The sequence below is a fragment of the Paraburkholderia sp. HD33-4 genome, assembly GCF_021390635.1.
GTDB lineage: Bacteria > Pseudomonadota > Gammaproteobacteria > Burkholderiales > Burkholderiaceae > Paraburkholderia.
The window spans coordinates 2,818,663-2,844,816 of sequence record NZ_JAJEJS010000002.1 but is presented as its reverse complement, the minus strand read 5'-3'; the positions used below and the strand labels follow the sequence as shown (position 1 = coordinate 2,844,816).

General features: G+C 60.5%; 23 protein-coding genes and 1 pseudogene. 14 read left to right on the top strand and 10 right to left on the bottom strand.

Features of this window, described 5'->3' with window-relative positions:
* Positions 1–59 precede the first annotated feature (59 nt).
* Entirely contained in the window at positions 60–836 is a 777-nt protein-coding gene (locus L0U84_RS32750) for an SDR family oxidoreductase (protein WP_233856194.1), read from the bottom strand.
* A 179-nt stretch (positions 837–1,015) separates the two neighbouring features.
* Here L0U84_RS32750 and L0U84_RS32745 point away from each other — a divergent pair, with 179 nt between their 5' ends.
* Complete coding sequence (locus L0U84_RS32745; RefSeq protein WP_233856193.1) at positions 1,016–1,906, top strand: LysR family transcriptional regulator; 891 nt, start codon at positions 1,016–1,018, stop codon at positions 1,904–1,906.
* A gap of 96 nt (positions 1,907–2,002) precedes the next feature.
* On the opposite strand, the gene L0U84_RS32740 is transcribed toward L0U84_RS32745, so the two are convergent.
* Both L0U84_RS32740 and pdxR read right to left on the bottom strand, forming a co-directional pair.
* The gene (locus tag L0U84_RS32740) at positions 2,003–3,583 is read right to left on the bottom strand and encodes an isocitrate lyase (RefSeq protein ID WP_233856912.1); all 1,581 of its coding nucleotides are present in this window, start codon (positions 3,581–3,583) and stop codon (positions 2,003–2,005) included.
* Positions 3,584–3,967: 384 nt separating this feature from the next.
* Complete coding sequence (gene pdxR, locus L0U84_RS32735; RefSeq protein WP_233856192.1) at positions 3,968–5,476, bottom strand: MocR-like pyridoxine biosynthesis transcription factor PdxR; 1,509 nt, start codon at positions 5,474–5,476, stop codon at positions 3,968–3,970.
* A 123-nt stretch (positions 5,477–5,599) separates the two neighbouring features.
* Between pdxR and L0U84_RS32730 the strand changes: the two genes are divergently transcribed.
* Positions 5,600–6,883: a 4-aminobutyrate--2-oxoglutarate transaminase gene (locus L0U84_RS32730; RefSeq protein WP_233856191.1), complete on the top strand. Its 1,284-nt coding sequence runs from the start codon at positions 5,600–5,602 to the stop codon at positions 6,881–6,883.
* Between the two features lie 80 nt (positions 6,884–6,963).
* On the top strand, positions 6,964–8,424 hold the full coding sequence (gene gabD / locus L0U84_RS32725) for an NADP-dependent succinate-semialdehyde dehydrogenase (protein WP_233856190.1): 1,461 nt from the start codon (positions 6,964–6,966) through the stop codon (positions 8,422–8,424).
* Positions 8,425–8,521: 97 nt separating this feature from the next.
* Here gabD and L0U84_RS32720 read toward each other — a convergent pair whose 3' ends face one another.
* Complete coding sequence (locus tag L0U84_RS32720) at positions 8,522–9,436, bottom strand: LysR family transcriptional regulator (protein WP_233856189.1); 915 nt, start codon at positions 9,434–9,436, stop codon at positions 8,522–8,524.
* Between the two features lie 148 nt (positions 9,437–9,584).
* On the opposite strand from L0U84_RS32720, the gene speB reads away from it, so the two are divergent.
* The 10 genes and pseudogenes from speB to L0U84_RS32670 all read left to right on the top strand — a co-directional run bounded on the left by speB (position 9,585) and on the right by L0U84_RS32670 (position 19,150).
* The gene (gene speB / locus L0U84_RS32715) at positions 9,585–10,538 is read left to right on the top strand and encodes an agmatinase (RefSeq protein ID WP_233856188.1); all 954 of its coding nucleotides are present in this window, start codon (positions 9,585–9,587) and stop codon (positions 10,536–10,538) included.
* Between the two features lie 447 nt (positions 10,539–10,985).
* A complete protein-coding gene (locus L0U84_RS32710) occupies positions 10,986–12,680 on the top strand; it encodes a 5-guanidino-2-oxopentanoate decarboxylase (protein ID WP_267939979.1) in 1,695 nt (564 codons plus the stop codon).
* Complete coding sequence (locus L0U84_RS32705) at positions 12,677–14,146, top strand: aldehyde dehydrogenase family protein (protein ID WP_233856186.1); 1,470 nt, start codon at positions 12,677–12,679, stop codon at positions 14,144–14,146. The genes L0U84_RS32710 and L0U84_RS32705 overlap by 4 nt, the downstream gene beginning before the upstream one ends.
* Positions 14,147–14,304: 158 nt before the next feature.
* A complete protein-coding gene (locus L0U84_RS32700) occupies positions 14,305–15,399 on the top strand; it encodes an ABC transporter substrate-binding protein (protein ID WP_233855099.1) in 1,095 nt (364 codons plus the stop codon).
* 14 nt (positions 15,400–15,413) lie between these two features.
* A pseudogene (locus tag L0U84_RS32695) lies at positions 15,414–15,554 on the top strand (polyamine ABC transporter ATP-binding protein); the annotation flags it as partial.
* Positions 15,555–15,640: 86 nt separating this feature from the next.
* Positions 15,641–16,435, top strand: a complete 795-nt coding sequence (locus tag L0U84_RS32690) for a transporter substrate-binding domain-containing protein (RefSeq protein WP_442794092.1) — start codon at positions 15,641–15,643, stop codon at positions 16,433–16,435.
* 7 nt (positions 16,436–16,442) lie between these two features.
* Positions 16,443–17,111, top strand: a complete 669-nt coding sequence (locus L0U84_RS32685; protein ID WP_233856183.1) for an amino acid ABC transporter permease — start codon at positions 16,443–16,445, stop codon at positions 17,109–17,111.
* Complete coding sequence (locus L0U84_RS32680; protein WP_233856182.1) at positions 17,108–17,764, top strand: amino acid ABC transporter permease; 657 nt, start codon at positions 17,108–17,110, stop codon at positions 17,762–17,764. Before L0U84_RS32685 ends, L0U84_RS32680 begins: the two co-directional genes overlap by 4 nt.
* Positions 17,765–17,872: 108 nt before the next feature.
* Positions 17,873–18,598, top strand: a complete 726-nt coding sequence (locus L0U84_RS32675; RefSeq protein ID WP_233856181.1) for an amino acid ABC transporter ATP-binding protein — start codon at positions 17,873–17,875, stop codon at positions 18,596–18,598.
* A gap of 168 nt (positions 18,599–18,766) precedes the next feature.
* Positions 18,767–19,150: a hypothetical protein gene (locus L0U84_RS32670; protein WP_233856180.1), complete on the top strand. Its 384-nt coding sequence runs from the start codon at positions 18,767–18,769 to the stop codon at positions 19,148–19,150.
* 215 nt (positions 19,151–19,365) lie between these two features.
* Here L0U84_RS32670 and L0U84_RS32665 read toward each other — a convergent pair whose 3' ends face one another.
* The 6 genes from L0U84_RS32665 to L0U84_RS32640 all read right to left on the bottom strand — a co-directional run bounded on the left by L0U84_RS32665 (position 19,366) and on the right by L0U84_RS32640 (position 24,815).
* Positions 19,366–19,824: a hypothetical protein gene (locus tag L0U84_RS32665; RefSeq protein ID WP_233856179.1), complete on the bottom strand. Its 459-nt coding sequence runs from the start codon at positions 19,822–19,824 to the stop codon at positions 19,366–19,368.
* A 276-nt stretch (positions 19,825–20,100) separates the two neighbouring features.
* Positions 20,101–21,423, bottom strand: a complete 1,323-nt coding sequence (gene clcA / locus L0U84_RS32660; protein WP_233856178.1) for a H(+)/Cl(-) exchange transporter ClcA — start codon at positions 21,421–21,423, stop codon at positions 20,101–20,103.
* A gap of 415 nt (positions 21,424–21,838) precedes the next feature.
* The gene (locus L0U84_RS32655) at positions 21,839–22,579 is read right to left on the bottom strand and encodes an acetoacetate decarboxylase (RefSeq protein ID WP_233856177.1); all 741 of its coding nucleotides are present in this window, start codon (positions 22,577–22,579) and stop codon (positions 21,839–21,841) included.
* The gene (locus tag L0U84_RS32650; RefSeq protein WP_233856176.1) at positions 22,576–23,739 is read right to left on the bottom strand and encodes a patatin-like phospholipase family protein; all 1,164 of its coding nucleotides are present in this window, start codon (positions 23,737–23,739) and stop codon (positions 22,576–22,578) included. The genes L0U84_RS32655 and L0U84_RS32650 overlap by 4 nt, the downstream gene beginning before the upstream one ends.
* A 126-nt stretch (positions 23,740–23,865) precedes the next feature.
* On the bottom strand, positions 23,866–24,288 hold the full coding sequence (locus tag L0U84_RS32645) for a hypothetical protein (protein WP_233856175.1): 423 nt from the start codon (positions 24,286–24,288) through the stop codon (positions 23,866–23,868).
* Positions 24,289–24,413: 125 nt separating this feature from the next.
* Positions 24,414–24,815 (bottom strand): YidH family protein, encoded by a 402-nt coding sequence (locus tag L0U84_RS32640; RefSeq protein WP_233856174.1) that lies wholly within the window; start codon positions 24,813–24,815, stop codon positions 24,414–24,416.
* 568 nt (positions 24,816–25,383) lie between these two features.
* On the opposite strand from L0U84_RS32640, the gene L0U84_RS32635 reads away from it, so the two are divergent.
* Positions 25,384–25,824 carry a hypothetical protein gene (locus L0U84_RS32635; protein WP_233856173.1) on the top strand — a complete coding sequence of 147 codons (441 nt, stop codon included), beginning with the start codon at positions 25,384–25,386 and terminating at the stop codon, positions 25,822–25,824.
* Positions 25,825–26,154 lie beyond the last annotated feature (330 nt).

The following is a 26,154-nucleotide window of genomic DNA, read 5'->3' as shown; positions in this document are numbered from 1 at the left end:
ATGTCTCCGATTCCGGTCGTCTATCGTTGTCGTCAGTCAATGTCATCCAGGCGCGCATGTCAGACCACGCTGGTGAGGCCACCGTCGACGAAGAGCGTCTGGCCGTTCACGAAGCTCGATGCGTCCGATGCGAGAAACACGGCGGCTCCGCACAATTCGTCGACGTTGCCCCAGCGTCCGGCCGGCGTCCGCTTGCACAGCCATGCCGAGAAATCCGGGTCGTCGACGAGGGCGCGATTCAGATCCGTCGCAAAGTAGCCCGGAGCGATCGCATTGACCTGTATGCCGTGGCGTGCCCAGTCGGCGCACATCCCTTTGGTCAACATGCGCACCGCACCCTTCGAAGCGGCATACGGCGCGATGGTTGGCCTGGCCAGTTCGCTCTGCACCGAGCAGATGTTGATGATCTTGCCGCGCCCTCGACGCAGCATGTGACGCACGACGGCCTGCGAGACGTGAAACACGCCGTCGAGGTTCACCCTCATCAGTTCGTTCCAGTCCTGCGCTGCGAACGACTCGAGCGACGCCCGGCGCTGAATGCCCGCATTGTTCACGAGAATGTCGATGGGGCCCGTTTGTGACTCCAGCGCGTCGATCGCGGCCGAGACGTCGTCCGCACGCGTGACATCGAAAAGCGCCGCCGCTGCATCCAGCCGTTCTTCACGCAGCAGGCTCTGTGCGGTTCGAGCGCTGGCCTCGTCACGCGCGTTGATCACGACAGCCGCACCTGCGCGAGCAAGACCGCGTGCAAGCGCGAGCCCAATGCCGCGGCTGGATCCGGTGATCAGTGCGCGCCGGCCGGACAGATCGAACAGGTTGAGTGATTGATTCGTCATTGCGTGTGCGGCGCCTGGCATCATCGGATTCGCGCCGTTCCTCCATAAGACGTAGTTCACAGCAAAGGCAGACGGCGCGCCAATAGTCTTTCATGACGCTGTTATCATGAATCGTGATTACGGCGACAAAGCTGACACCGCGCGCGACCTCGCAATCCGAATGGACGTTGGAGATCACCATGGAGCTGAAACATCTGCGCGCCTTCGTTGCGCTGGCGGAAGAGTTGCATTTCGGGCGTGCGGCTGAACGGCTGTGCATCGTGCAGCCGGCGCTCAGCATGCAGATCAAGTCGCTCGAAGAGGAGTTGCAGGTTCGTCTGTTCGGGCGGGACCGCCACAAAGTCGCGCTGTCGGAGACGGGCGCGCTATTCCTGCCCGAAGCCCGCGCGACGCTTCATCAGGCACAGCGCGCTGAGCAAACCGCGCGTCTTTCGTCCCAAGGTGAAATCGGCACGCTGCGCGTTGCGTTCGTATCGTCCGTGCTACCGGAGTTGCTGCCCAATCTCATACGCGCGATGCACGCGCGCTATCCGCGCATCACGCTGGAACTGAAGGACATGCCGACGCCCGACCAGATTGCAGCGCTGCACGACAACAAGCTCGACTTCGGTCTGATACGCCTACCCGTGCAAGCCGCAGGAGTTGAAACCCGCGTGGTGCTGGAAGAGTCTTTCGTCGTGGCCGTACCTGCACGTCATCCGCTTTCCCGATTGAAGCGGATACACCCGACGGATCTTCGCGAGCGCCCCGTCTTCATGCTTGCGCGCCGCTATGCGCCGGGCTTTTACGACGATATTCTCGTCGCCTTCAAACAGCAGGGCGTGACCCTTCAGATCGAGAGGGAACTCGGTGAGTTCACGACTATGCTCGCACTGATTGCGGCGGGGCTGGGAATCGGGGTGATTCCCGCGCAAGCGGCGATAGCGCTGCCGCCGAGAGTCACCGCAAGGCCGCTCGACCTTCGCGATCACCATACGGGTATTGGCATTGCGTACACGCAACTCGACAGCGCGACGAAGCGTGCATTCGTCGACGTGGTCGATCGAAGCATCGTCAGCGCAACGGCATGAGCGGGCCGAGCGCGTGAGAAAGGTCACACGCGACGTCGTTGGATAAAAAAACACCAACCCGGATGGGTTGGTGTTTTGCTTGGGGTACTACTGGTATCAGAACTGATTCATCGTGTTGTCTTTACCCGCCGCTTTCAGGGCCGATTCGCCGCTGAAATACTCCTTGTGGTCGTCGCCGATGTCCGAGCCGGACATGTTCTGGTGCTTGACGCAGGCAATGCCCTGACGGATTTCCTTGCGCTGTACGCCAGCCACATAACCCAGCATGCCCTGGTCGCCGAAGTACTCCTTGGCCAGGTTGTCGGTCGACAGCGCCGCGGTGTGGTAAGTCGGCAGCGTAATCAGGTGGTGGAAGATACCTGCTTCGCGCGAAGCGTCAGCCTGGAAGGTGCGAATTTTTTCGTCGGCGGCGATCGCCAGTTCGGTCTGGTCGTATTCCGCGCTCATCAGCTGGTTGCGCTCGTATGCCGACACATCCTTGCCTGCGGCCTTCATCGCGTCATATGCCTGCTGCCGGAAGTTCAAGGTCCAGTTGAACGACGGGCTGTTGTTGTACACCAGCTTGGCGTTCGGGATGACTTTGCGAATCTCGTTGACCATGCCGGCGATCTGGGCGATATGCGGCTTTTCGGTTTCGATCCACAGCAGGTCGGCGCCGTTTTGCAGCGAGGTGATGCAATCCAGTACGCAGCGTGCTTCGCCTGAGCCAGCGCGGAACTGGAACAGGTTGCTAGGCAGGCGCTTGGGACGCAGCAGCTTGCCATCGCGCTTGATGACGACGTCGCCATTGCCCAGTGCGTCGGCCGAAATTTCGTCGCAATCGAGGAACGAGTTGTATTGGTCGCCCAGGTCGCCCGGAGCGTTGGTCACGGCGATCTGCTTGGTCAGGCCGGCGCCCAGCGAGTCGGTGCGGCACACGATGATGCCGTCGTCCACGCCAAGTTCCAGGAACGCGTATCGGATCGCGCGGACTTTGGCCAGGAAGTCCTCGTGCGGTACGGTGACCTTGCCGTCCTGGTGGCCGCACTGCTTCTCGTCGGACACCTGGTTTTCGATCTGAATGCAGCACGCGCCCGCTTCGATGAATTGCTTGGCCAGCAGGTAGGTTGCTTCGGCGTTGCCAAAGCCCGCGTCGATGTCGGCAATGATGGGCACGACGTGGGTGACGTGGTTGTCGATCTTTTCCTGGATGGCGGCCTTCGCAGAGCCTTCGGCCGCGTCGAGCTGACGGAACAGGCCGCCCAGTTCGCGGGCGTCGGCCTGGCGCAAGAAGGTGTACAGCTCACGGATCAACGCGCTGACGGAGGTTTTTTCGTGCATCGACTGGTCTGGCAGCGGGCCGAACTCGGAGCGCAGCGCGGCCACCATCCAGCCGGACAGGTAAAGATAGCGGCGCTCGGTGCTGTTGAAGTGCTTCTTGATGGAGATCATCTTCTGCTGGCCGATGAAGCCGTGCCAGCAGCCGAGCGACTGGGTGTACTTCGACGGGTCGGCATCGTACGCGGCCATGTCGGCGCGCATGATCTTCGCGGTGTACTTCGCGATGTCCAGGCCCGTTTTGAACTTGTTCTGGGCGCGCATGCGTGCGGCAGATTCCGGATTGATGGCATTCCACGCGCTGCCTTGTTTCTCCTTCAAACCAGCAACTGCCTTGATGTCGTCTTGATATTGGGCCATGAGTATCTCCTTGAGAGCAAAGCGCGATTGAGTAGATCGTTCAGCGTGCCCCTGCGTATTTCGAGCGCACTGCATGACTAAATGGTAGCGCCGCTCGGATGCGTTTCGGCAAAGTCTTATATAAGACATAAGACATAATTTTTGCTTATTTTTCAATGAGATAGGTGACAGTTTTTGCGATGTAAAACAGGGTTTCAAGCGACAAAAAGATGGTGCTGAAGAAATTCGAAGTGAATCCCGCAATGTGAAACGCGCTTTCGGGTGTTGGAGGCAGGGCAAGCACGCATGTTCGAGCAAGGGATTGCTGGCCTCACAGGCGCGCCAGCAGATTCTGTGGCCGCGTATTGCCGTGATCGGCGACGTCCTGGCGGGGGCCAGGAGCCGTCATGAGGCCAACACGTTCAAGGTAGAGTCGATCGCATCGCCGAGCGTGTCGAACGCAGGACCGATGTCTTCATCGGGTACGCACGCGTAACCGAGCAGCAAGCCCGACGAGTCGAGTGACGGCTGCGCGTAATAACCCGACAGCGGCCGCACGATGATATTGCGCTCCAGCGCGGCGGCCGCCACCAGACGATCGTCGCTGCCTGCGGGCAATTGCATGACCAGGTGCAAGCCGGCGTCGCCTCCCACCGCCGGCAGTGCATCACCGTAACGTCGTGACGCTGCGTCGAGCACAATCTGCCGACGCTGCCCGTAGAGCGTGCGCATCTTGCGGATGTGCGACGCGAAGTGCCCCTCGGCGATGAACTCCGCGAGCATCGCCTGCTGCAGCAACTGTCCCTCGCGATACAACTCGGCGCTCGCGGTGGCGAAGCTCTCTGCCAGCGCTTCCGGCACGACCAGATAGCCGATCCGCAAACCAGGAAACAGCGTCTTGCTGAAGCTGCCTACGTAAATCACCTGGCCCGACATATCGAGCCCTTGCAGCGACGCCAGTGGGCGGCTGCCATAGCGGAATTCGCTGTCGTAGTCGTCCTCGATGATCCAGCATTTGTGCTGCCGGGCGTACTCGAGCAACATGCGGCGGCGCGCGAGGCTCATCACCATGCCGAGCGGATACTGATGCGACGGCGTGACGAGCATCAGTTTCGGAGGCTGCGCGAGATCGTCGGGCGAAGGATTGATACCTTCGGCGTCGACCGCGATCGGCCGCGTTTGCAGGCCGGACACGTGCAGCACACTGCGCACGCCCCAATAACAGGGGTCTTCGGTCCAGATCACATCGCCTGGATCGGACAGTAGCCGCACGGCCAGATCAACCGATTGGTGAATCCCGGTCGTGATGATGATCTGCTCGGGCGTGCAGCGCACTGAGCGCGAGGTGCGCAGATAGTCGGCCAGCGCGTGCCGCAGCGAGGCCAGGCCTCCGCCCGGCGCATACGTGAGCAGGTCTGGACGAAGCCGGCGCCAGTACTTGTTGTGCAGCCGGCTCCATTCACGCGCGGGAAACTTCGTGACGTCCGGCACGCCCGGCATGAACGCGCCCCACTGACGCTTCGACACGCCTGCGCCGGCGATCAGCCGCGCGCCGCGCGCGGAGAGCACACGGGTTGCCGGAAGCGGCAATGGCGTGCGATGTGCGCCGGATGACTCCACATCGAGCGCACCGACGATCTCGTCCGGCGCGCTGTCGGCAACGAAAGTGCCGCGCCCGGTCGCTGAACTCACGTAGCCTTCGAGCACCAGCTGCTCATACACCTGCGTGACGGTGTTGCGCCCGATACCCAACTCCTGTGCGAGCAACCGCGACGATGGCACCTTGCTGCCCGCCGGCAATTCCCGCGACAGGATCGCCTGCTGCAGCAGCCGATGCAACTGGCGATAGATCGGCTGGCCGTTGCCCCGGTCGAGGCGCTGCGCCAGCCAGTCCGACAAAACGCTCCTGCGCACGATTGGCTCCTACATTCTTATCAAAATGGCTCTGAAAGTGCGAGCCAAATCTCATTATAGTCGCTGCATGTGCCACGCCGTGGGCGCGGCATCCGTCAAAAACCGGGAGCGAAGGAGACGTCGATGAACAATGCTGAACTGAAGAGCCGCAAGGACGCCGCCACGCCGCGCGGCGTCGGGGTCATGTGCGATTTCTATGCCGCGCGCGCCGAGAACGCGGAGCTGTGGGACGTCGAAGGCCGCCGCTTTATCGACTTTGCCGCTGGCATCGCGGTGTGCAATACGGGGCACCGCCATCCCAGGATCGTCGCCGCGATCCGTGACCAGCTCGATCATTTCACCCACACGGCGTACCAGATCGTTCCGTATGCGTCGTATGTCGAACTGGCCGAGAAGATCAATCAGCGTGCGCCGGGCGACTATCCGAAGAAGACCGCCTTCTTCACGACCGGCGCCGAAGCCGTCGAAAACGCGATCAAGATTGCGCGCGCCGCGACCGGTCGTCCGGGCGTGATCGCCTTCACCGGCGGCTTCCACGGCCGCACGCTGATGGGCATGGCGCTGACCGGGAAGGTTGCGCCGTACAAGATTGGCTTCGGCCCGTTCCCATCGGACGTGTTCCATGCGCCGTTCCCGAATCCGTTGCACGGCGTGACCACGGAAGATTCGCTGAAGCACATCGAGTACCTGTTCAAGGCCGACATCGATCCTAAGCGTGTGGCCGCGATCATCTTTGAACCGGTTCAGGGCGAAGGCGGCTTCTATCAGGCGCCCATCGAGTTCGTGCGCGCATTGCGCAAACTGTGCAACGAGCACGGCATCCTGCTGATCGCCGACGAAGTGCAAACGGGCTTCGCCCGCACCGGCAAGCTCTTTGCGATGCATCACTACGATGTGGTACCCGATCTGATGACGATGGCCAAGAGCCTCGCTGGCGGCATGCCGCTGTCGGGCGTGGTCGGCCGGGCCGACGTCATGGATGCGGCGGCGCCCGGCGGCCTCGGGGGTACCTACGCCGGCAACCCGCTGGCGCTGGCCGCAGCGCATGCCGTACTCGACATCATCGACGAGGAAAACCTGTGCGACCGGGCCACCGTTCTTGGCAACCGAATCAAGGCCAAGCTCGCGGCACTGCAAAGCGAAGTCACTCAAATCGCCGATGTGCGTGGTCCCGGCGGTATGGTGGCCGTCGAGTTCTGCAAGGCGGGCGGCTCGGAGCCGGACGTCGATTTCACGAAGCGCGTGCAGGCACGCGCGCTCGAACGCGGTTTGCTGCTGCTCGTGTGTGGGGTCTATTCCAATGTGGTGCGCTTCCTGTTCCCGCTCACGATCCAGGACGCCGTGTTCGACGAAGCCATGGCGATTCTGGAAGTGGCAATCAAGGACAGCGTCGCGGTCGCGGCATGAAATCCGCTGACCCGCGCCGGATGCCTTGACGCGTGCGGCGCGACCCGACACGCACGATCGAACTCGAAGAGCTCAAACACATGACTACGTTGACGCTGAAAGATCCGACTCTCCTCAAGGCCCGTGCGTTTATCGCGGGCGAATGGCAACACGCCGACGACGGCGCGACCTTCGACGTGCGCAATCCCGCGACCGGCGAAACCATCGCCACGGTGCCGCGCATGGGAGCGGCCGAAACGCGCCGCGCCATCGACTCGGCAAATGTCGCGTGGCCGGCATGGCGCGCGACCACTGCGAAGCAACGTGCGGCGATTCTGCGCAAATGGCACGATCTGATGCAGGAAAACGCCGACGATCTGGCGAAGATCCTGACCACCGAACAAGGCAAGCCGCTCGCCGAGGCCAAAGGCGAGATCCAGTACGCGGCGTCTTTTCTCGAATGGTTCGCTGAAGAAGGCAAGCGCATTTACGGTGACACCATTCCTACGCCGGCGGGCGACAAGCGCATTGTCGTCACGAAAGAGCCGGTCGGCGTATGCGCGGCGATCACGCCGTGGAATTTCCCGGCCGCGATGATCACGCGCAAAGTCGGTCCCGCGCTGGCCGCGGGCTGCACGATTATCGTCAAACCGGCGGGAGCGACACCGTTGTCCGCCCTCGCGATGGCCGTGCTGGCCGAACGCGCAGGCGTGCCACGCGGCGTTTTCAGCGTCGTGACGGGCGAGTCGAACGCGATCGGCTCCGAACTGACCGGCAATCCGGTCGTGCGCAAGCTGTCGTTCACCGGATCGACGCCGCTTGGCCGCCAGTTGATGGCGCAGTGCGCGCCGACGGTGAAGAAGGTGTCGCTCGAACTCGGTGGCAATGCGCCGTTTATCGTGTTCGACGATGCGGATCTCGACGCGGCTGTCGCCGGCGCCATTGCCTCGAAATATCGCAATAGCGGGCAGACCTGCGTCTGCACCAACCGCTTCTACGTGCACGACAAGGTATACGACCTGTTTGCCGACAAGCTGCGGGTCGCTGTGGGCCAACTGAAGGTGGGCAACGGCACGGAAGAGGGGGTCACGCAAGGTCCGTTGATCAACGAAGCCGCGGTGCTGAAGGTCGAATCGCATATCGAAGACGCGCTCGCCAAGGGCGCGCGCATCGTCACCGGTGGCAAGCGTCACATGCTCGGTCAAAGTTTTTTCGAGCCGACCGTGCTCGCGGATGTCACGCAGTCCATGAAGGTCGCGAGCGACGAAACATTCGGACCGCTCGCACCGCTGTTCCGCTTCTCCTCGGACGAGGAAGTGATCAGGATGGCGAACGACACGGAGTTCGGCCTCGCATCGTATTTCTATAGCCGCGATATCGGCCGTGTCTGGCGCATCGCCGAGGCGTTGGAGTACGGCATGGTCGGCATCAACACCGGCCTGATCTCGAACGAAGTGGCGCCTTTCGGCGGCGTCAAGCAATCGGGCCTGGGACGTGAAGGCTCGCACTACGGTATCGACGACTACGTGGTCATCAAGTACATGTGCGTCGGGGGGATCTGAGCGCTGCGCACTGGGTATTCAATGCGCGATTGTTGCACCGGCCGTCGCGCAGCAGTGATGCCGGACGCCAGGCGGCGCGCCGGCATTGATGATCGCGTTACGATTCGTCGTTTGCGGGAAGGTGCGCCGTCGTCAAATCTTCGAGGAAAGCCGTGACGATTGGGTTTTGGCGGCCACGCGCCTGGGTGACCACGTGAAACGTCACTTCGTAACGGAGCACTTCGGGGTTAAGAGCGGCAAGCAGGCCCTGTTTTACGTAGGGATCCGCAAAATGCCGCGGCAGGTATCCGAGGTGATGACCCGAGAGAATCAGCAGCGATACGGCTTCCATGTTGTCAGCTTGCGCAGTGACCTTGCCCGGCGTGGTGGAGAGTTGCACCTCGGGCAGGGGATAGGTGCGCCAGGCCCACTCGAAATCCGCGACCGTCGAGGCATCTAGCCGACCGGACCGCTCGAACAGCGGATGGCCCCGGCCGCAATAGGCGATCTGCTGCTCGCTGAAGAGCGGCGCATAGTCGAGCGTGGGCACCCGGTGCCAGAAATAGCCGACCGCGATCTGGATCTGCCCGCTTAGCAGGTGCTCTTCCAACTCCCCAGGCGACCTGACCGAAATAGAGAAGCGCACCGCTTCGTCGCGTTCCCTGAAAGAGGCGATTGCCTGACTGATACGCGCATTCTGGCTAACGGGCGTGTGCCCGATAAGACCGATGTTCAAGGTGCCGACCAGCTTCCTGTCCATGTTCCGCGCGTTGCTGCTGAACTCATCCACCGCTTCGAACAGTTTTTTGCCAAGTTCGTAAAAGCGCTCCCCGCGCGAAGTGAGCCGGAATCCGCTTCGGCCGCGCTCACACAGCCGATAGCCAAGCCGGGTCTCGAGCGTCGATAACTGCGTGCTGATGGTCGGCTGACCGACGTTCAAGGTCGTTTGCGCAACGCTAATTCCGCCGGCGTCTACCACGGCAAGGAAGACGCGGATCAAGCGCAGGTCCAGATCGGTCAAGCTTCCTAACACGCTCCCTCCACCGCACGCAGGGATACATTGCAAGTTATCAATGTGAACATTCCGAATTCGAGATTCATTTCTGACTTTTGAACGCTTACAAATGTACGTGTGCCGAGATTCAATGATACGGCAGTCTAAATGAAAGCGGAGACTTAACATGTCAGATAGCTATTTTCATCCCTTGGGCGGGAACGAGATGCCGCGCTGCGGCGGCATTGCGACGATGATGCGTCTACCGAACCTTGCGTCGGCCGAAGGTCTCGATGCGTGCTTTGTTGGCGTGCCGTTCGACCTCGGTACCTCGAACCGCACCGGTGCGCGCTTCGGGCCGCGCCAGATTCGCAGCGAGTCGGTGCTACTGCGTCCGTACAACATGGCGACGCGCGCCGCGCCATTCGATTCGCTGCGCGTGGCCGACATCGGCGACGTGGCGATCAATCCGTACAACCTGCTCGATTCGATCACGCGCATCGAAACCGCGTATGACGAAATCCTCAAGCACGGTGCCAAGCCGATTTCGCTGGGCGGGGACCACACCATCGCGCTGCCGATCCTGCGCGCGATGCATCGCAAGTACGGCAAGGTCGGACTGATTCACGTCGACGCCCACGCGGACGTCAACGACACGATGATGGGAGAGAAGATCGCGCATGGCACGCCGTTTCGCCGCGCGGTGGAAGAAGGACTGGTGGATTGCGAGCGCGTCGTGCAGATTGGTCTGCGCGGCACGGGCTACGCGGCCGAAGACTTCGACTGGTGCCGCAACCAGGGTTTTCGCGTCGTACAGGCAGAGGAATGCTGGAACCGCTCGCTCGCACCGCTGATGGAAGAGGTGCGACAGCGCGTCGATGGCGGCCCTGTCTATTTGACCTTCGATATCGACGGGATCGATCCCGCGTATGCGCCGGGGACCGGCACGCCGGAGATTGCGGGGCTGACGGTGCCACAGGCACTGGAGATCATTCGCGGCTGCTGGGGTTTGAACCTGGTCGGAGCGGATCTCGTCGAAGTGGCGCCGCCTTACGATCCATTCGGCACGACCGCATTGCTCGGTGCGAATCTCGCCTACGAGATGCTGTGTGTTCTGCCTGGTGTGAAGCGTCGTGACTAACCGTGGTGTTAGTCGGCCTGCGATGTATCGATGAGTATCACAACAACCAACGTGGGCCTTTTCAAACTGGAAACCCAATAAAAATAACTGTTTTCGCATTCGCTACGACGGTCTTCGAAGTTGCGCCGATCTCCTTGCGTCGTCATGAGAATTTGTAATTAACGATGCACTGAAATTCGCCAAAAGTCCTTGAATTTAGGCGGATATGAGATCGGGTTTTCCCTCTGATATGAGAATGGTTCATGCCGATCATGAAAAATTATCGGTTGTTCGGCGCGCATCCAGCAACGAGAATTCATTCAACGGAAGAGCGCGACGACTACGTTCAGCTCGCAGGTCGAATCGCGTAGGTGATTACGGGCAAATGCAGTAAATGCCGGACGAGATCTCGATTTTTATACGGACACCTGAATGCAGGGTTCAAACCAACCGGGAGCGTGAAGACTAATGAATTTTCCCGAAACCACACACCTCCTCGGTGAGGTCTGCGCCAGCACAATAGCGTCCCCAGCGACGCCAGATCGAACCTGTGGCGAGGCGCTCGTTATGTTGCTTGAGGGGTATGGCGTTCAGTGCGTATTTGGCATCCCGGGTGTGCATACGGTCGAGCTATATCGCGGTCTTGCTGCTTCTTCGATCCGGCATGTGACGCCGCGCCACGAACAGGGTGCGGGTTTTATGGCGGACGGTTATGCACGGGTCACGGGCAAGCCTGGCGTGTGCTTCATCATCACGGGTCCCGGTATGACCAATATCGCAACGGCGATGGCGCAGGCCTATGCCGATTCGATTCCGATGTTGGTGATTTCCAGTGTGAACGAACGACGGCAACTGGCTAGCGGAGACGGGCGTCTTCACGAATTGCCTTCGCAGCGCGAAGTATTCGCGGGATTTACCGCGTTCTCGCATACGCTGCTCGATGCCGCTGAACTCCCCCAGGTTCTCTCGCGCGCTTTCGCCGTGTTCGAGAGTGCCCGGCCGCGGCCGGTGCATATCGAGATTCCGCTCGACGTAATCGTCGCGTCCGCGAGCGGAATGGCGCTGACGCCGGCGGCATTGCCGGACAGGCCGACCGGCAGCGCCGGCGCGCTCGACGCTGCCGCGGACCTGCTTGCCGAAGCCCGGCGGCCGTTGATTCTGGCTGGCGGTGGAGCGGTGGAAGCCTCGGCCGAGCTGTGCGAGTTGGCCGAGCGGTTGCAGGCGCCGGTCGCTCTCACGATCAACGCGAAAGGCCTTTTGCCTTGCGGTCATCCGCTGTCGCTCGGTTCAACCCAATCGCTGCCGCAGACGCGGGCCATGGTCCGGGAAGCCGATGTGGTACTTGCTGTCGGGACCGAGCTGGGTGAAACCGACTACGACGTCGTTTTCGATGGTGGCTTCTCTATCGGTGGCCGACTCATTCGCATCGATATCGACGCGCAACAGGTGATGCGAAATTTTCGTCCTGAAGCAGCGATAGTTGCCGATGCGAAGCACGCACTCGGCAGCCTGTCGGCGCGCCTGCGCGAGCGGCCGTTGCCGTCGCGGCAAGCTGACTGGGGTGCGGTGCGGGTCTCGGCCGTGCGTGCCGCCATCGCGGCCAGCTACGATGCGCCGATGCGATCGCAAAAGCAATTCGTTGAGACGATCGTCAGCGCGTTGCCCGACGTGATCATCGCAGGAGACTCGACGAGCCCGGTCTATGCCGGCAACTTCGTGCATGACGCCCCCGCGCCGCGTTCCTGGTTCAATTCCTCGACAGGTTACGGCACGCTGGGCTATGGCCTGCCAGCTGCCATCGGTGCGAAGCTTGCTGCGCCACGACGACCGGTAGTCTGCCTGATCGGCGATGGCGGTTTGCAGTTCACCATGCCGGAGCTGGCTAGTGCAGTCGAGGCTCGTGTGCCGGTGATCGTGCTGCTGTGGAACAACTTCGGTTATGGCGAAATCCGCAAATACATGGTTCGGCGCGACATCACACCGGTCGGCGTGGATATCTACACACCGGACTTCATTGCGCTGGCGCGTGGTTTCGGATGCGCGGCGAGCCGGGTGGGTGAGCCGGGGAGCCTCCTGACGGAATTGCAGCAGGCCGCGTCGCGTAGCGTCCCAACCGTCATCGAGATCGACGAGGCAACCTGGTTCGAGCAGGTGTCGGCATGAATACGCAAATGCCCTTGCGATGCGGCGAGCTGCTGAGTACTCAGCTCTATATCGATGGCTGCTGGTGCAATAGCGAAGGCGGCGGTTCCTTGCCGGTGGTCAATCCGTCCACGGAAGAGTTCATTGCCGAAGTTCAAGCGGGTGACGCACGGGACGTTGAACGCGCGGTCCAGGCTGCGGCCCGCGCATTCAGCGGCTGGAAGAATACGACCGGTGCAGCCCGCGCTGCCTATCTGCGTGCGATCGCCCGTGGTGTGGAGGCACGTCGTGAATCTCTCGCTGCGCTCCAATCGCTCAACAATGGTAAGCCGCTTGCGGAAGCGGAGATCGACATCGGTGATGTCGTCGCGACCTTTGACTACTACGCTGAACTGGCCGGGCAACTCGACGAGACTGGCGAAGCCGAAGTTGTCATTCCCAGCGCGGATCATCGCGCGGTGATTCGCCGCGAGCCGGCAGGAGTCGCGGCACTGATCGTGCCGTGGAATTTCCCGATGGTCACGACCGCATGGAAGCTCGCGCCTGCTCTCGCGTCGGGTTGCACGGTCGTGCTTAAGCCATCTGAAGTTACACCGCTGCCTGAGCTGCAATTGGCCGCGATCGTTGCCGAGGTTGGCCTGCCGCCGGGCGTGTTCAACGTCGTCACCGGAACGGGTGCCGATGTCGGCGCACCGCTGACTGCGCATCCGCGCGTCGCGAAGGTGTCCTTCACCGGGAGCACGGCCGTCGGAGAGCAGGTCATGAAGACCGCCGCTGAAACGATCAAGGGCGTGAGTCTTGAGCTTGGCGGCAAGTCGTCAATCGTGGTGTTCGCCGATGCGGATCTCGATCTTGCTGTTGACCTGGTGGCGGGCGGCGCCTTCTTCAATGCAGGCCAGATGTGTTCGGCAACCTCGCGGGTGCTCGTCGAGCGGACGATCGCCGAAGCGCTCATTGCGCGCCTTGCCGAGCGCGCGACTCAAATGGTAGTTGGCGACCCGTTTTCGCCGGGTGTGCAGATGGGGCCCCTCACTAGCCGCGCGCAATTCGAGCGGGTGCAACGCTTTATTGAGCGGGGTAAGGCCGATGGCGCACGTCTGTTGGTTGGGGGCGAAGTACCGGCCGGTCCGGGCTACTTCGTGAAGCCGACGATATTCGTCGATGTTCCAACCGATAGCGCCGTTTGGCGCGAGGAAATTTTCGGTCCGGTGCTGTGCGTGCGCAGCTTCGACGCTGAAGAAGATGCGATTGAAGCCGCCAACGATACTGATTTCGGGCTGGTCGCGACAGTTGTCACACGCGATGCAGTGCGCGGTAAGCGAGTCGCCGATGCGTTGGCTGCTGGAGTCGTCTGGATCAATACGCCGCAATTGATTTTTCCGCAGACCTCGTGGGGCGGCTACAAGCAGAGCAGCATAGGGCGCGAACTTGGTCCGTTCGGACTCGCAGCGTTTCAGGAAATCAAACAGGTTCTGACAGTGAGTTAGTACTGCGGATGAATATGCATGAGCTTGCATCATGGCGCACATGCGGAGATATCGATTGTTGGCGGGTTTTGACGTACCTAGAGTGTAGTTGCGCAACACACCATCGATCGCCGGATAGCAATTGATCGACGATCGTGTTGTTCAGACAGGAGACGACCATGCAAGAGATCAAACGGGGTAGAAGGCAGGCCATCAAGACGATCGGTACGGCGCTCGCGGCATCCGCGCTGCCGATGCCGTTTCTGAATCTGCGTGCGCAGGAGCACAACTTCAGCGGCAAGACGCTGCGCATCCTGACGTGGTCGGACGATACCGGCACGGCCGCGCTGCGCAACATCGCCGCGACCTTCACCGCCAAGACCGGCGCGAAAGTGATTGCCGATCGCGCCGACGGCACCTCCGGCATGGTCGCCAAGGTCAAGGCGTCGGGCGATCGTCCGACCTACGACGTGATCACGCTCGCGGGTGTGGGCGCATCCGGTCTCGCGGACGCGGGCCTGCTGATGAAGCCCGACCTGGACCGCCTGCCGAACCTCAAGGAAGTCGCGCCGCAATACCGTACCGGCGCGAACGGTTTCGGCGTCGGCTATCTGCTGTGGTCCGACGGTCTCATCTACAACACCACGACCATCAAGACGCCGCCTTCGTCGTACGAGGCGCTGTGGGACCCGAAATACGCCGGCCGCGTGTTCCTGCCGCCGCCCGAGTGGGCCGAAGCGGTCGATCTCGCGATCATCGCCGCGAAGATGAACGGCGGCTCGCAGCAGAACATCGAACCCGGTTTCAAAAAGCTCGCGCTACTGAAAGACCACGTGATGACGCTCGGCGAGAACCCGAACCAGGTGGCCGACCTGTTCCGCACGGGCTCGCTCGATATCGGCGGCATCTACTCGCCGGCGTTTTTCCCGGACCAGATCCGCAAGCCCGAGTACAGGATGGGCGTGACCTACGGCATGAAGGAAGGCTTCGCGACGCAGCTGATGTTCACGGTGATTCCGAAAGCGCATCCGGGCGACACCGACCTGATCCACGCGTTCATCAATCATTCGCTCGATGCCGGCGTGCAGGGGCGCATGGCCGCCGACGTGCTGAACGGCCCGGTCAATTCGAAGGCGATGATTCCGGCCGAAAGCCGCGCGTTCGTGCCGAGCCCGCAGCAGATCGCCGAGAAGGCCGTGCTGCATGACGACAAGGCGCTCGCCGCCGTGCAGCCGGCGTGGATCAAGCGCTACACCGAAATCTTCTCGGCATGAACACGATGCTCGCCCTGCCGGTGCAGTACGACGGTGCGGGCGGCGTGAGCCTGCCGGGCGGACGGCGAATCGCGGTGACGCATCCGGCGCGCGGTTCCGACGCTGCAGGCGATATCCGCCTGCTGACCCGTCCCGAAGACGTTCATGTGAAGGCACATTAAAACGACCGCGGGCCTAACAGCCTGGCTGGCACCCATCCATCAAGGAGACAACCATGACTGCAGTACCCCATTCACGACTGATGCAACGGCTTTTCGCGAGCGCGACTTTTGCGCTGTCGCTAATTGGCGCTACCGCTTTGGCCACGTTCGCGCCGATCGCTCACGCTGATGCTCTCGACACGATTGCCAAAACTGGTGTCGTGCGAGTCGGCGTTTTCGAGGACTATCCGCCGTTCGGTTCGATCGGCCCGGACATGAAGCCGGTAGGCTATGACATCGAAATGGCGGACGTGCTGGGCAAAGCACTCAACGCAAAGGTGGAACTCGTGCAGGTCACGGGCGACAATCGGATGGCCTATCTCGCCGACCACAAGGCAGACATGCTGCTGTCGGTCGGCCAGACTCCGGAGCGCGCGAAAGTCATCGATTTCTCGGCACCTTACGCGCCGTACTATCTCGCAGTTTTTGGCCCGAAGAACCTGACGGTGAAGGGGGCGGCCGATCTCGCGGGCAAGACGATCGCGGTCGCTCGCGGCACGCTGGAGGATCTCAGCGTCAGCAAGGTTGCTCCCCCCACGGCCACGATCAAACGTTTCGACGACCCGAACGGCGCGATATCGGCTTTCCTGTCCGGGCAGGCGCAATTGCTGGTCGTTGGCAACGATGTTGGGGCAACGATCATGGCTCGTCATCCGGCGATCGATCCGGAGCAGAAGTTTTCGCTGTTCAGCTCACCGGATCATGTTGGTCTGAACAAGAATGAGCCACGTTTGCTGAAGAAGGTCGACGAGGCAATTGCGCAGGCCAGGAAAGATGGCACGCTGAACTCGATGTCGCAGAAGTGGCTGAAAGCACCGCTGCCGGCCAACCTGTGAGAGCACGATGAGTTACGCGTTCGACTTCAGAGATCTGCACGAATACGCAGGCATTCTCGCGCACGGCGTCGAAGTGACGCTGGGCCTCACCGCGGCGTCAACGTTGCTCGGCGGCGCCCTCGGCGTCGCCGGTGCGGCTGCCAGCGCGGCGGGCCCGCGCTGGTTGCGATCGCTCGTCTGGCTATATGTCGAGTTCATCCGCAATACCCCGTTTCTGGTGCAGCTGTTCTTTGTCTTCTTCGGGCTGCCCAGTCTCGGCGTGCATATCGACGAAATGCAGGCCGCGGTCCTCGCCATGACAGTCAACCTGGGGGCGTACGCCACCGAGATCGTTCGCGCCGGTGTCGATTCGGTTCCGCGCGGACAAGTACACGCGGCATATGCGCTTGGTCTGCCTGGGAAGCAGGTGTTCCGGCACATTGTCATGCCACAGGCGCTAGCCAACGTGTTTCCTGCTTTGCTAGGCCAGGTGCTGATCGTGATGCTCGGCTCGGCCGTGGTGTCGCAGATTTCAGTGCAGGATTTGACCTACGCGGCCAACTTTATCCAGTCGCGCAATTTCCGGTCCTTTGAGATCTACCTCGTCATCACGGCGATATATCTTGGCTTGGCAATCGCGTTGCGACGTGTGCTGAACCGATTCGGATCAGGGCTTTTTTCAGGGCGTACTCGATGATTGAATTCTCACTTTGGGATGTCGCCCGCAACCTGATCATCGCATCGCGTTGGACCGTCTTGCTGTCGCTGATCGCATTCGTCGGTGGCAGCGCGATAGGGATGATCCTGCTCGCGATGCGGATCTCGCAGAACCGCATACTGCAGCGCAGCGTAGTTTTGTACGTCGAATTGTTTCAGGGCACGCCGTTACTGATGCAGTTGTTCATCGGCTTTTTCGGGTTGCCATTGCTGGGCATTGATGTGTCGCCGTGGGCCGCAGCATCCGTAACATTGACGCTATACACCAGTGCCTATCTGATCGATATCTGGCGTGGCTGCGTTGAAGCGGTGCCGCGTGGTCAATGGTCGGCGGGTGCAAGTCTTGGTTTGACCTATGTGCAACAACTACGTTACGTCATCTGGCCTCAGGCGCTGCGCATTGCGGTCGCGCCGACAGTCGGATTTCTCGTTCAGGTTGTGAAGAGCACCGCGCTGACTTCGATCATCGGTTTCACGGAGTTGACGAAGACCGGCTCGATGATCACCAATGCGGTGTTTCAGCCGTTCCCGATCTACGGAATGGTCGCACTGATTTACTTTGCGATGTGCTTCCCGTTGACGTGGTACGCGCGTTTGCTGGAAGCCAGGCATCAGCTCGGACGCCAACGCTGATGTGAGCGGCGCGTGATGTTTTCCACACACCGGCAGAACCAGTCGATTTGTTTGCGGTCGCTTGCGGCCCGTTCTGCCTGTCTAATGTTTCCAGAAGCAGGTGTTTTTATGATTTCTATCAGCAATGTTTCGAAGTGGTACGGTCAATTCAGGGTATTGACCGACTGCACCACTGATATCAGGAAAGGTGAGGTGGTGGTGGTCTGCGGTCCATCGGGTTCCGGGAAATCCACGCTGATCAAGACCGTTAATGGCCTCGAGCCATTCCAGCAAGGTGGGATCACGATCAATGGTGATTCGGTTGGCGATCCAAAGACTAACCTGTCTAAATTGCGCTCAAAGGTTGGGATGGTGTTCCAGCACTTCGAATTGTTTCCGCATATGTCGATCGTTGACAACTTGAGCCTTGCGCAGATCAAAGTGTTGGGCCGTTCGAAGGACGAGGCAACCTCGAAAGGTCTGAAGCTCCTGGATCGGGTCGGCCTGCGAACCCATTCCGACAAATATCCTTCCCAGCTGTCGGGCGGACAGCAACAACGGGTTGCGATTGCACGTGCTTTGTCGATGGATCCGATCGCCATGCTGTTTGACGAACCAACTTCCGCACTCGACCCGGAAATGATCAACGAAGTGCTCGACGTGATGGTCGAACTCGCGCAGGACGGAATGACGATGATGTGCGTCACGCACGAAATGGGATTTGCGAAGAAAGTCGCAAATCGTGTGATCTTCATGGACCATGGGCGCATCGTAGAGGACGACGCAAAGGATGCGTTCTTCGAGAATCCGAAATCGGATCGTGCGAAGGATTTTCTGGCCAAGATTCTGCATTAGTTGACCGCGTCGTGTCTGTCTGCTGTGCCTGTGATCTCCTCTCCTTTCAGTAAGGCTTCAGCACGCTGATCTTAGGATCGGCGGCGCGGAACAGGCATGGCAACAATGCCGATGGCCGGCCGTCGACGGTCATGCTAGGATTTCTCGCAAACAACTTCGGAGACCGCTATGCCGTTCATCTGCGAAAACGTTGAATGTCGCGCCGTGCTGGCCCGCGGCCAGGTCAGATCCCGTCGCGAGGACGAGGGGTGGTGCTTTTACTGTCCAGACTGCAACGCGAGGAACGAGTTGAAAGATATTGGCGTTGCGGGCGGTCCTGTTGAGTTGGTTCAGCCGGAGAGATCTGACCTCCCGCACAAAGTGATTGCAACCGCTCGACCACTGGAAGACGGCACGTACACGGCAAATTTGCGCGTACAAAGGGCACTCGGTACGAAGGGGACTTACGCGGCCGAAGAACGTTGGGAGCAGCTCGGTGTATTCCTTAACGCACACGAGGCCGTCGCACATGCGAAGTCCATTGCGGCAGACTGGCTGGACCGGAAGGCATAGTCCCGCGTAGAACGCCGGATTTCAGTTGTGCCCGCGGTGCGGATCTTTGCGGCATCCCATGACCGTAGATCCGCACGGCAACCATATGGTGCACGGTGATGTGAAAGTGCCGGTTCAGCTTTCGGTACGCTCAATAATCGACCTCAACGGAGCTGGTCCACTCTCAAGTGCTCTGCCAGACGCGATGTCCCTGTTTTGAATCCATGCAACATGACTCACGAAGGCTCGACGTGCACGAGCTTGACAAACAATCTGGCTGCTTCGTTGCCATGGGCCAGAGCGCGCAGTGCAAGCGAGAGCGCTAGCTGCGCGTCGTGGGCGACTACACTACGGTCCTGATCGAAGAGCTTGACGGCGTGGCGCATATGTTGCGCCGCTTGCTCGTGAAGCTCCGCTGCCGTTGCGTGAAGCTTTGCCGCGTTTGCGCTGATTGAAGCAGAGCCGGTCGATGCAGGCGTTATCGGCGGGGTATTGGTGCTGTGTGCACCAGCGTCGTGTGCCTCATCGATCGCGTGCAACGTGTGGCCATGGGCCATCATCGCCTCGTGTGCAGCGTGGGCATAGTCTCGACCAGCCTCGAAATGCCGCGACGCCTGATGGTGATATCGCGCCGCGTGCTCATGATGTGACGCCGCGGCTTCAAGATGTACTTTTTTGCTGTGCTTCGTGTTCATTCCGGCTCCTGTACGCCTGTAGTACTTAATTCGATGGCGACCGATTCGAAGACGCTGTGGCGGGTCGGAAAACCACTGGATCCGAATTTACACGCACTTGCGCTCTTGGTGTCGAAGTCTTGCCAGGTTTGACTGTCCACCCGTCGCGCATCGTGCGGATCTCGCGTCTCCCGGCGTTGAGCATGGGTTCGAAGGGGATCCAAGACCCATGTTTTTGCTGCTCTCGATGGTGGCCTCAAAGTTGGCGAAGGCGTTCCGTCCGCAGCCTTTGCAAAACTATTGCGATCCGTTCCGCCGGGTCCCTAAATGTTGCCTGCGGGAGCGCGACCCCAGCGAGTCGTAGATTGGCGCACAGCCCAGCATCATCGGCACGATCATCGCCGCGAAGCACGTCGTGAGCATCGGCAATAGAAGGGTAAAGCTCCCTGTCATTTCGGTCACCATGACTATGGCGGTAACCGGCGCGCGCACGACCGCCGCAAAAAAGCCGGCCATGGCAACGACCGCGAATGCAACCGGATCGATCGGGAGTGCAGGAAGCAAGTGGGCAACAACGATGCCGAAGACAAGTCCCAACTGTGCACCCAGTACCAGCATCGGCGCGAACAGTCCGCCGGGCGTCCCTGCGGCGTATGAGATGGGACCCAGAGCAAAGCGGACCAGAAAGACGGGCGCGATGGCGGAAATTGTGCCGACTCCCGTGAGGGCTCGCTGTGTGATCGGGTCGCCGCCGCCGACCAGATCCGGTTGGTACCACGCCAGAAGACCGATCGCGCCGCCGACAATTGCGGCACCCGCCTCGACCGGCCAGCGCGCGAGCCTATCTGATGCGGCGAGCGCCCAGAGTATTGCCTGGCAATAGGCAACGCCAACGAGCCCGACAACCAGGCCAAGAATCAGATGGGCCGGCACCGTACCAAAGTCTGGGTACGACAGGCTGGCTAACTGGAAGTCTGGGGCGTTGCCATGTATGACACGCGCAATGGAGATTGCGCCGGCCGATGCGCCCAGCGCGGCGGCGGCCACGCGCGTTTCGAATCGACGCATCAGTTCCTCGAGCACGAAGACGGAGCCGGCGATCGGCGCGTTGAACGCGGTGGCAAGTCCGGCGCCGGCCCCTGCCGCAAACAGGACCGCGCAGTCGGATTCGTTGCGGCGAAAACGCACTCCGAGCCAATGCGCGATCGAGGCGCCCATCTGGACGGTTGGACCTTCACGGCCCAATGCCAGGCCCGCGCCAATGGCGAGCACGCCTCCGATGAATTTCACCGGAACAAGTATCAGGGCCCCTGCGGGAAGTTCGCGATTCAGGACGGCTTCAACGTGGGGGATACCGCTGCCGCCCGCATGGGGCGCAAAGCGCCTGACGAGCCAGGCCGCAAGCGCGGTGGCGGCTGAGGCGCCCACGACTACGAAAGCAATGCCCACAGCGTGTTGTGTGTGCGCCCACGCGAGAAAAAGATTGCGCAATCTGTCGGCCTGTTCCAGGCAGAGGCGAAAAAGCGCGCCCAACGCGCCGCAAGCCATACCTGTGATCAGGGAAACGACGGCCAACGCGCACAGTCCGATAAGCTTTTCTTCAGATTCTTCGCCGCTCATGTTGGCCTGCGTGAAGTGAAGGATTCCGTTTCGAAAGGAGCATGCGGCGTGGTCGCGCGGCAGCGCAAGCTGGGCACCGATCGCGTCCAGCGAAGTAGACCATCGGCCGGCAACCACGACTCGCCGCATGTCCCGAACGGTCGATGCTCCCGCGTGGAGGCGGGTCATTCAATGATGATCAAAGAGTTTGATCTCGCCACTCTTATACATCTTCCGTACCTTTTCGTGTGGCCGTCACGGCGAGAGCGGAACCAGGAAGAAGGACACAGATAGCGCTGCGATGCATGTTGCTCCCCTCGATGAAATTACGCTACAGCAAGCAGCAAGGAACGGCGTGTCGTCGGCACGCACGGTTCGGACTCGTGGTCGGCGTCCAACGCGGCAATCGTGGGCTCCCAGCCTCGCGCCAGGGCGCCTACCGGGCGAGATAGTCATGGACCACCGTGCCCAGACCCAGTGTCAGATCGGACACGATGTGCACGCCGGAGATCACTTCGCGCACCGGAAGCGCGGCAACCGGTGCGAGCGCGTGATGGAACAGTTCAATCGCGGCGGGTCCCTCCCAGGCACCTTTTATCGTGATGTCTTCGCAGAAATAGCGGACCAGTTCACAGATTCGAACCCGTCCATCCACATGAGGAATGATCTTGAGCAGGTAATTCGGCGCGGATAGCGAGGCGAGAATATTGTCATGCGGCAGCGCACGATGCTTATATCCCATCGTGGCAACCGCGATTGGGATTTGACCGTAACGCAAAACCCCGCGAATCGTATCCTTTTCGACGCAAAGTACCGGCGACGCGAGTTTCTTGGGGAAACCCCAGATTTCCCGGCCGCCGGCAATGGGCGACATGTCGTCCAGGTACATCGCATGGACGTAGCCGCCGACCTGCCCCTGGAACCGCACCGGGATGACCTGCCCGCTTTCCGTGTAATCGCCGAACCCGGTCGAATTGGGCATCCTGATGAACTCGAACTTCACGATTGGATCGGTCATCTCCAGCGGGGCGGGAATCATTTCGGCGAGCACCTCCGGATCGGTGCGATACGTGACAATGAGGAACTCCCGATCGACGAAGCGATAGGGGCCCGGCGGAAACGCCGGGCTGGTGAGCGGCATCGCGAAAGCCCGCTCCAGCACTTCCGATTCGGTCATGGTGTGTTCTCCTGGCACTGTGGAGTGAGATCGATTACCTTGATGTCGTGAGCGAGTTCCACCGCGTGACGCCACGCCTGACGCTCAATCGCGCTGCGCACGTCACCGAGCCCGCCCTCCCAGAGTTCGGTTACGGTTGCCCGCGAAAACTCGTAGTCCTTGAAGTCCGAAGATCGCGTGTTGTGATGGTTGGTAAAGCGCACGAGGGCGACCTCGCCCCGCGTACTTATCGCCGTTAGCCGCTGCACATCGGGATCCGACTGGAGTTCCGGCGGAATCTTGTCGAGCATGCGGCGCAGTGATGCACGCAATTCCTCCTGTTCGTTCAGGCGTGCTCCGCTAAAGCGCATCTTGCTTGCATACTGAAGGTCCTTTAAGCGTTCCTGGACCTGGCGCAGGTTTTCAGGCAGCCTGCCGGTACCGCTGAAGACGTCGACCTGGACGACGACGCCGCTTTCCCGGTAAGCCTCGTCGACCACGTACCACAGGGGCGTGTTGGATGAGATTCCGCCGTCCCAATACCATTGGCCGTCAACGTTCACGGGCGGGAAGCCCGGTGGCAACGCTCCGCTGGCCATAATGTGTTCCGGAGCAATTCGGGTCTTCATACTGTCGAAATACACGGAATCGCCTGTGCATACATTGACGGCGCCTAATGAAAGGCGCACACGCTTGCTATTGATCAGATCGAAGTCGACCAACTCCTCGAGTGTGGCTTTGAGCGGTTGCGTGTCGTAAAAGCTGATGGCGCCGAGGCTGCCTTCAGGCGCCATGAACGGCGGCGGAATGCGTGGGGAGAAGAAGCCCGGAACGCCCATCATCACCGCGGACGCGGCGCCCATGGCATTGAAGAATGGCCGCATCGGATCCAGTGATGCAGGTGGGATGAACGACGCGATTGACGAGGAACGCTCCCAGAACTCGCGGAGCTTGCGCACTCTCTGTTCCGCAGGATTACCTGCGATCAGTGACGCGTTGATTGCCCCGATAGACACCCCCGAGATCCAGTTGGGTTCCAGTCCCGCCTCGGCCAGCCCTTCGTAGACGCCCGCCTGATACGCTCCCAACGCGCCGCCTCCCTGCAAGACGAGAATTCTGTTGGCGAATCTGCCCCAATCTACGGGAGCCTTCGAAGTGGGTGCCTTGGTCCGTGGGTTCATTGCGTTTCGCCCGTTGTCAGATGAATGGTTCGCAAACACGCCTGTATCCGTCGATCGCACGGGCGCAGGCGCCGGCATGAAGCGTAGGTCGGCGGCTCTTTGCAGGACCGACATTGGGAACGGCCATCAGCGATGGCTTTCCACTGAATCAGATTTGCGCAGGTGATGGGAAGCAATGCGAGTGACAAGGCCGCACAGGACGAGATAGGGCACGATCGCGAGAACGAACGCCACGAAAGCCACGCCTGCCGGATACACCTTGTGAATGACGATGATCCGAAAAACGATGTCGAGAATCATCGCGAGGATGAACACTCTTCCAACACTTCTCCACCCGTAGCGGGCCATGTCCATCCGATGGCCCGGGTCTGTCATCAGTGCCCAGAAATACGGTGGCTTGCCGAGTTTCGCATCTCTCAACCCGGACAAAACCGCCAGCACGGTCGCCATGGTCGGCTGAAGCACGAGACGAAACCTGAACGGCCCAGTCACCCGATCCGTCATCACATAGAGCACGCGCATAAAGTAGTCGTGGATAAAGACAAGCATGTCGCCCTCCAGTCGTCATAGCGCGGCAGCAGAACCAGCTTCGGCCATACGCCGAACTGGATAGCACTGCCTGAGCGAGCATCTCGTACCGACTTAATAACCTTTAGGCTGGCTTGTTCAATGCTTCAAAGCAGCCGGAAAACGATGCCGAGAAAGGCAAACGACCCCATGACAGCCATGATGAGCGCTATGACGAATGTAGGTCGCCAGATGCTGAAATGGTGATACTGATTGATATCAACCAGCGTCCTCCAGTACTCGATGGTGCCCAGCACCATCGAAGCGGTTCCCATGCCGGTGAGAAACAGTCCCACACGTACTGGGCTATGCGGATGGGACGTGTGAACACCTGCGTCCTGGACGCTTTCCAGAATCTTGTAGATGGTGAAACCGAAGCTGATCATCGAGAGAGAGGTTCGAATCCACGCCATCAGCGAGCGATCGGCGGCCATCAGCGTGCGCCGGGCCGCGAGATCCGTGCGGTCCAGCGCGAGTTCGTTCGCTGAACGTACCTGTGCGGTTTCCAAGTCAGTCTCCCAATCGCTGCGCCGTCCGGAACCAGAAGGGGAAATCACCGGAGCGGCCGACGGGTCGTCCACGGTGAAGCCGAAATACGCGACCAGGTTTATTCGGCCACACTTGAGAAGTACTCGAACGATTGCTAACCGACCACGACAGAAGGAGAGGAGAACGACGCATTCGGTCCGCCGAAGGGAACCGTCGTATCGGCGTCGCTTTTAGTCTAGTGCAACCCCGCGCCTACAGCGAGCGCTTTTCTGGTGATGGAGACGTTCGGAAAGCCAGAGTTGGCGGCAGGACATAGATTCTCATTTCGCTGCAACCGGACCAACCGGACCGGTGCCGCTACATGCCGGGCCCGGCATCCTCCAACATAACGAGGGTCCTAAAGAAATTGGGCTTGCCCCGATGCCATATGCTATAACAACCAGCAGGGTCGAAGTCGTGAATACCTCTTCGAGGAGCGATTCATGTTTGGCCGCGCCTCGATCCGAAACCTGTTGGTAGGTGGTGTTGGAAAGCCGACCTTGCCCAAGGCAACCTCCAGAATTTTTCAGCAGCCGCCTGGAGAGCGACGTGACAGATTCGAAGCTGCTGGCAGAGGCGGAAACAATCAGGCCTACTGATCGGACTACCGGTGCTGATATCCCGCAGGATGCGCCACTGTGTTTTCATCTTCTTGTGAAGCCGAGTGGCTCTACCTGCAACATCGACTGCCAATACGGTTTTTGCCTTTCCAGGGACGCACTCTATCCGGGTGGCCATCACCGGATGTCCGAAGCGACGCTCGAGACTGGCGTTCGCCAGTTGCTGGAGTCACATCGCACACCTCATGTGACAGTTGCGTGGCAGGGCGGAGACCCGACTCTGATGCGGCTCGATTTTTTTCGCAAAGCCGTTTCGCTGGTCGAAGAGTACCGCAAGCCCGGACGAGAACTCGAACACGTACTGGGACTGGGTGATTTCACACGCCTATCTGCTATACGCGATGCAGGCGGTCGTCGCGGGGCAAATTGAAGAGTTCAAGATATTTCCGCCACGCCAGAAACCGGCCGCGTTCAATCTGGATGCGGTGTTACGGCAACTGGAGGAGGCAGGCGGGAGCAAGGGGCACTGATTCACGAGTCGAGAACAAAGAAGACACTCGCCCATGAGAGTGTCTTCGTTGAACTTCGATTCGCCAGTTGCGGCAGGAGGGGAGCACGGTCTCCCGTCTGAATGTATCGAGGAAGGCGCACATAGCGGCGGCGTGACGGCTTGAAGGCTTATACGAAGCACGCCCCGACTGGAGCGAGAGCGATGGCCTGTCACGGACCGGGAAGCAGGGGACGACCGATGCCAGAGAAA

Coding starts and splice junctions, on each gene's coding strand:
- L0U84_RS32645 (WP_233856175.1), bottom strand. CDS start 24,288: ATGCTTGTCTTTATCCACGACTACTTTATGCGCGTGCTCTATGTGATG.
- L0U84_RS32700 (WP_233855099.1), top strand. CDS start 14,305: ATGCAAGAGATCAAACGGGGTAGAAGGCAGGCCATCAAGACGATCGGT.
- L0U84_RS32750 (WP_233856194.1), bottom strand. CDS start 836: ATGACGAATCAATCACTCAACCTGTTCGATCTGTCCGGCCGGCGCGCA.
- L0U84_RS32745 (WP_233856193.1), top strand. CDS start 1,016: ATGGAGCTGAAACATCTGCGCGCCTTCGTTGCGCTGGCGGAAGAGTTG.
- clcA (WP_233856178.1), bottom strand. CDS start 21,423: ATGAGCGGCGAAGAATCTGAAGAAAAGCTTATCGGACTGTGCGCGTTG.
- L0U84_RS32665 (WP_233856179.1), bottom strand. CDS start 19,824: ATGAACACGAAGCACAGCAAAAAAGTACATCTTGAAGCCGCGGCGTCA.
- L0U84_RS32670 (WP_233856180.1), top strand. CDS start 18,767: ATGCCGTTCATCTGCGAAAACGTTGAATGTCGCGCCGTGCTGGCCCGC.
- L0U84_RS32680 (WP_233856182.1), top strand. CDS start 17,108: ATGATTGAATTCTCACTTTGGGATGTCGCCCGCAACCTGATCATCGCA.
- gabD (WP_233856190.1), top strand. CDS start 6,964: ATGACTACGTTGACGCTGAAAGATCCGACTCTCCTCAAGGCCCGTGCG.
- L0U84_RS32710 (WP_267939979.1), top strand. CDS start 10,986: ATGAATTTTCCCGAAACCACACACCTCCTCGGTGAGGTCTGCGCCAGC.
- L0U84_RS32740 (WP_233856912.1), bottom strand. CDS start 3,583: ATGGCCCAATATCAAGACGACATCAAGGCAGTTGCTGGTTTGAAGGAG.
- L0U84_RS32730 (WP_233856191.1), top strand. CDS start 5,600: ATGAACAATGCTGAACTGAAGAGCCGCAAGGACGCCGCCACGCCGCGC.
- L0U84_RS32675 (WP_233856181.1), top strand. CDS start 17,873: ATGATTTCTATCAGCAATGTTTCGAAGTGGTACGGTCAATTCAGGGTA.
- L0U84_RS32650 (WP_233856176.1), bottom strand. CDS start 23,739: ATGAACCCACGGACCAAGGCACCCACTTCGAAGGCTCCCGTAGATTGG.
- L0U84_RS32705 (WP_233856186.1), top strand. CDS start 12,677: ATGAATACGCAAATGCCCTTGCGATGCGGCGAGCTGCTGAGTACTCAG.
- L0U84_RS32655 (WP_233856177.1), bottom strand. CDS start 22,579: ATGACCGAATCGGAAGTGCTGGAGCGGGCTTTCGCGATGCCGCTCACC.
- L0U84_RS32690 (WP_442794092.1), top strand. CDS start 15,641: ATGCAACGGCTTTTCGCGAGCGCGACTTTTGCGCTGTCGCTAATTGGC.
- L0U84_RS32685 (WP_233856183.1), top strand. CDS start 16,443: ATGAGTTACGCGTTCGACTTCAGAGATCTGCACGAATACGCAGGCATT.
- speB (WP_233856188.1), top strand. CDS start 9,585: ATGTCAGATAGCTATTTTCATCCCTTGGGCGGGAACGAGATGCCGCGC.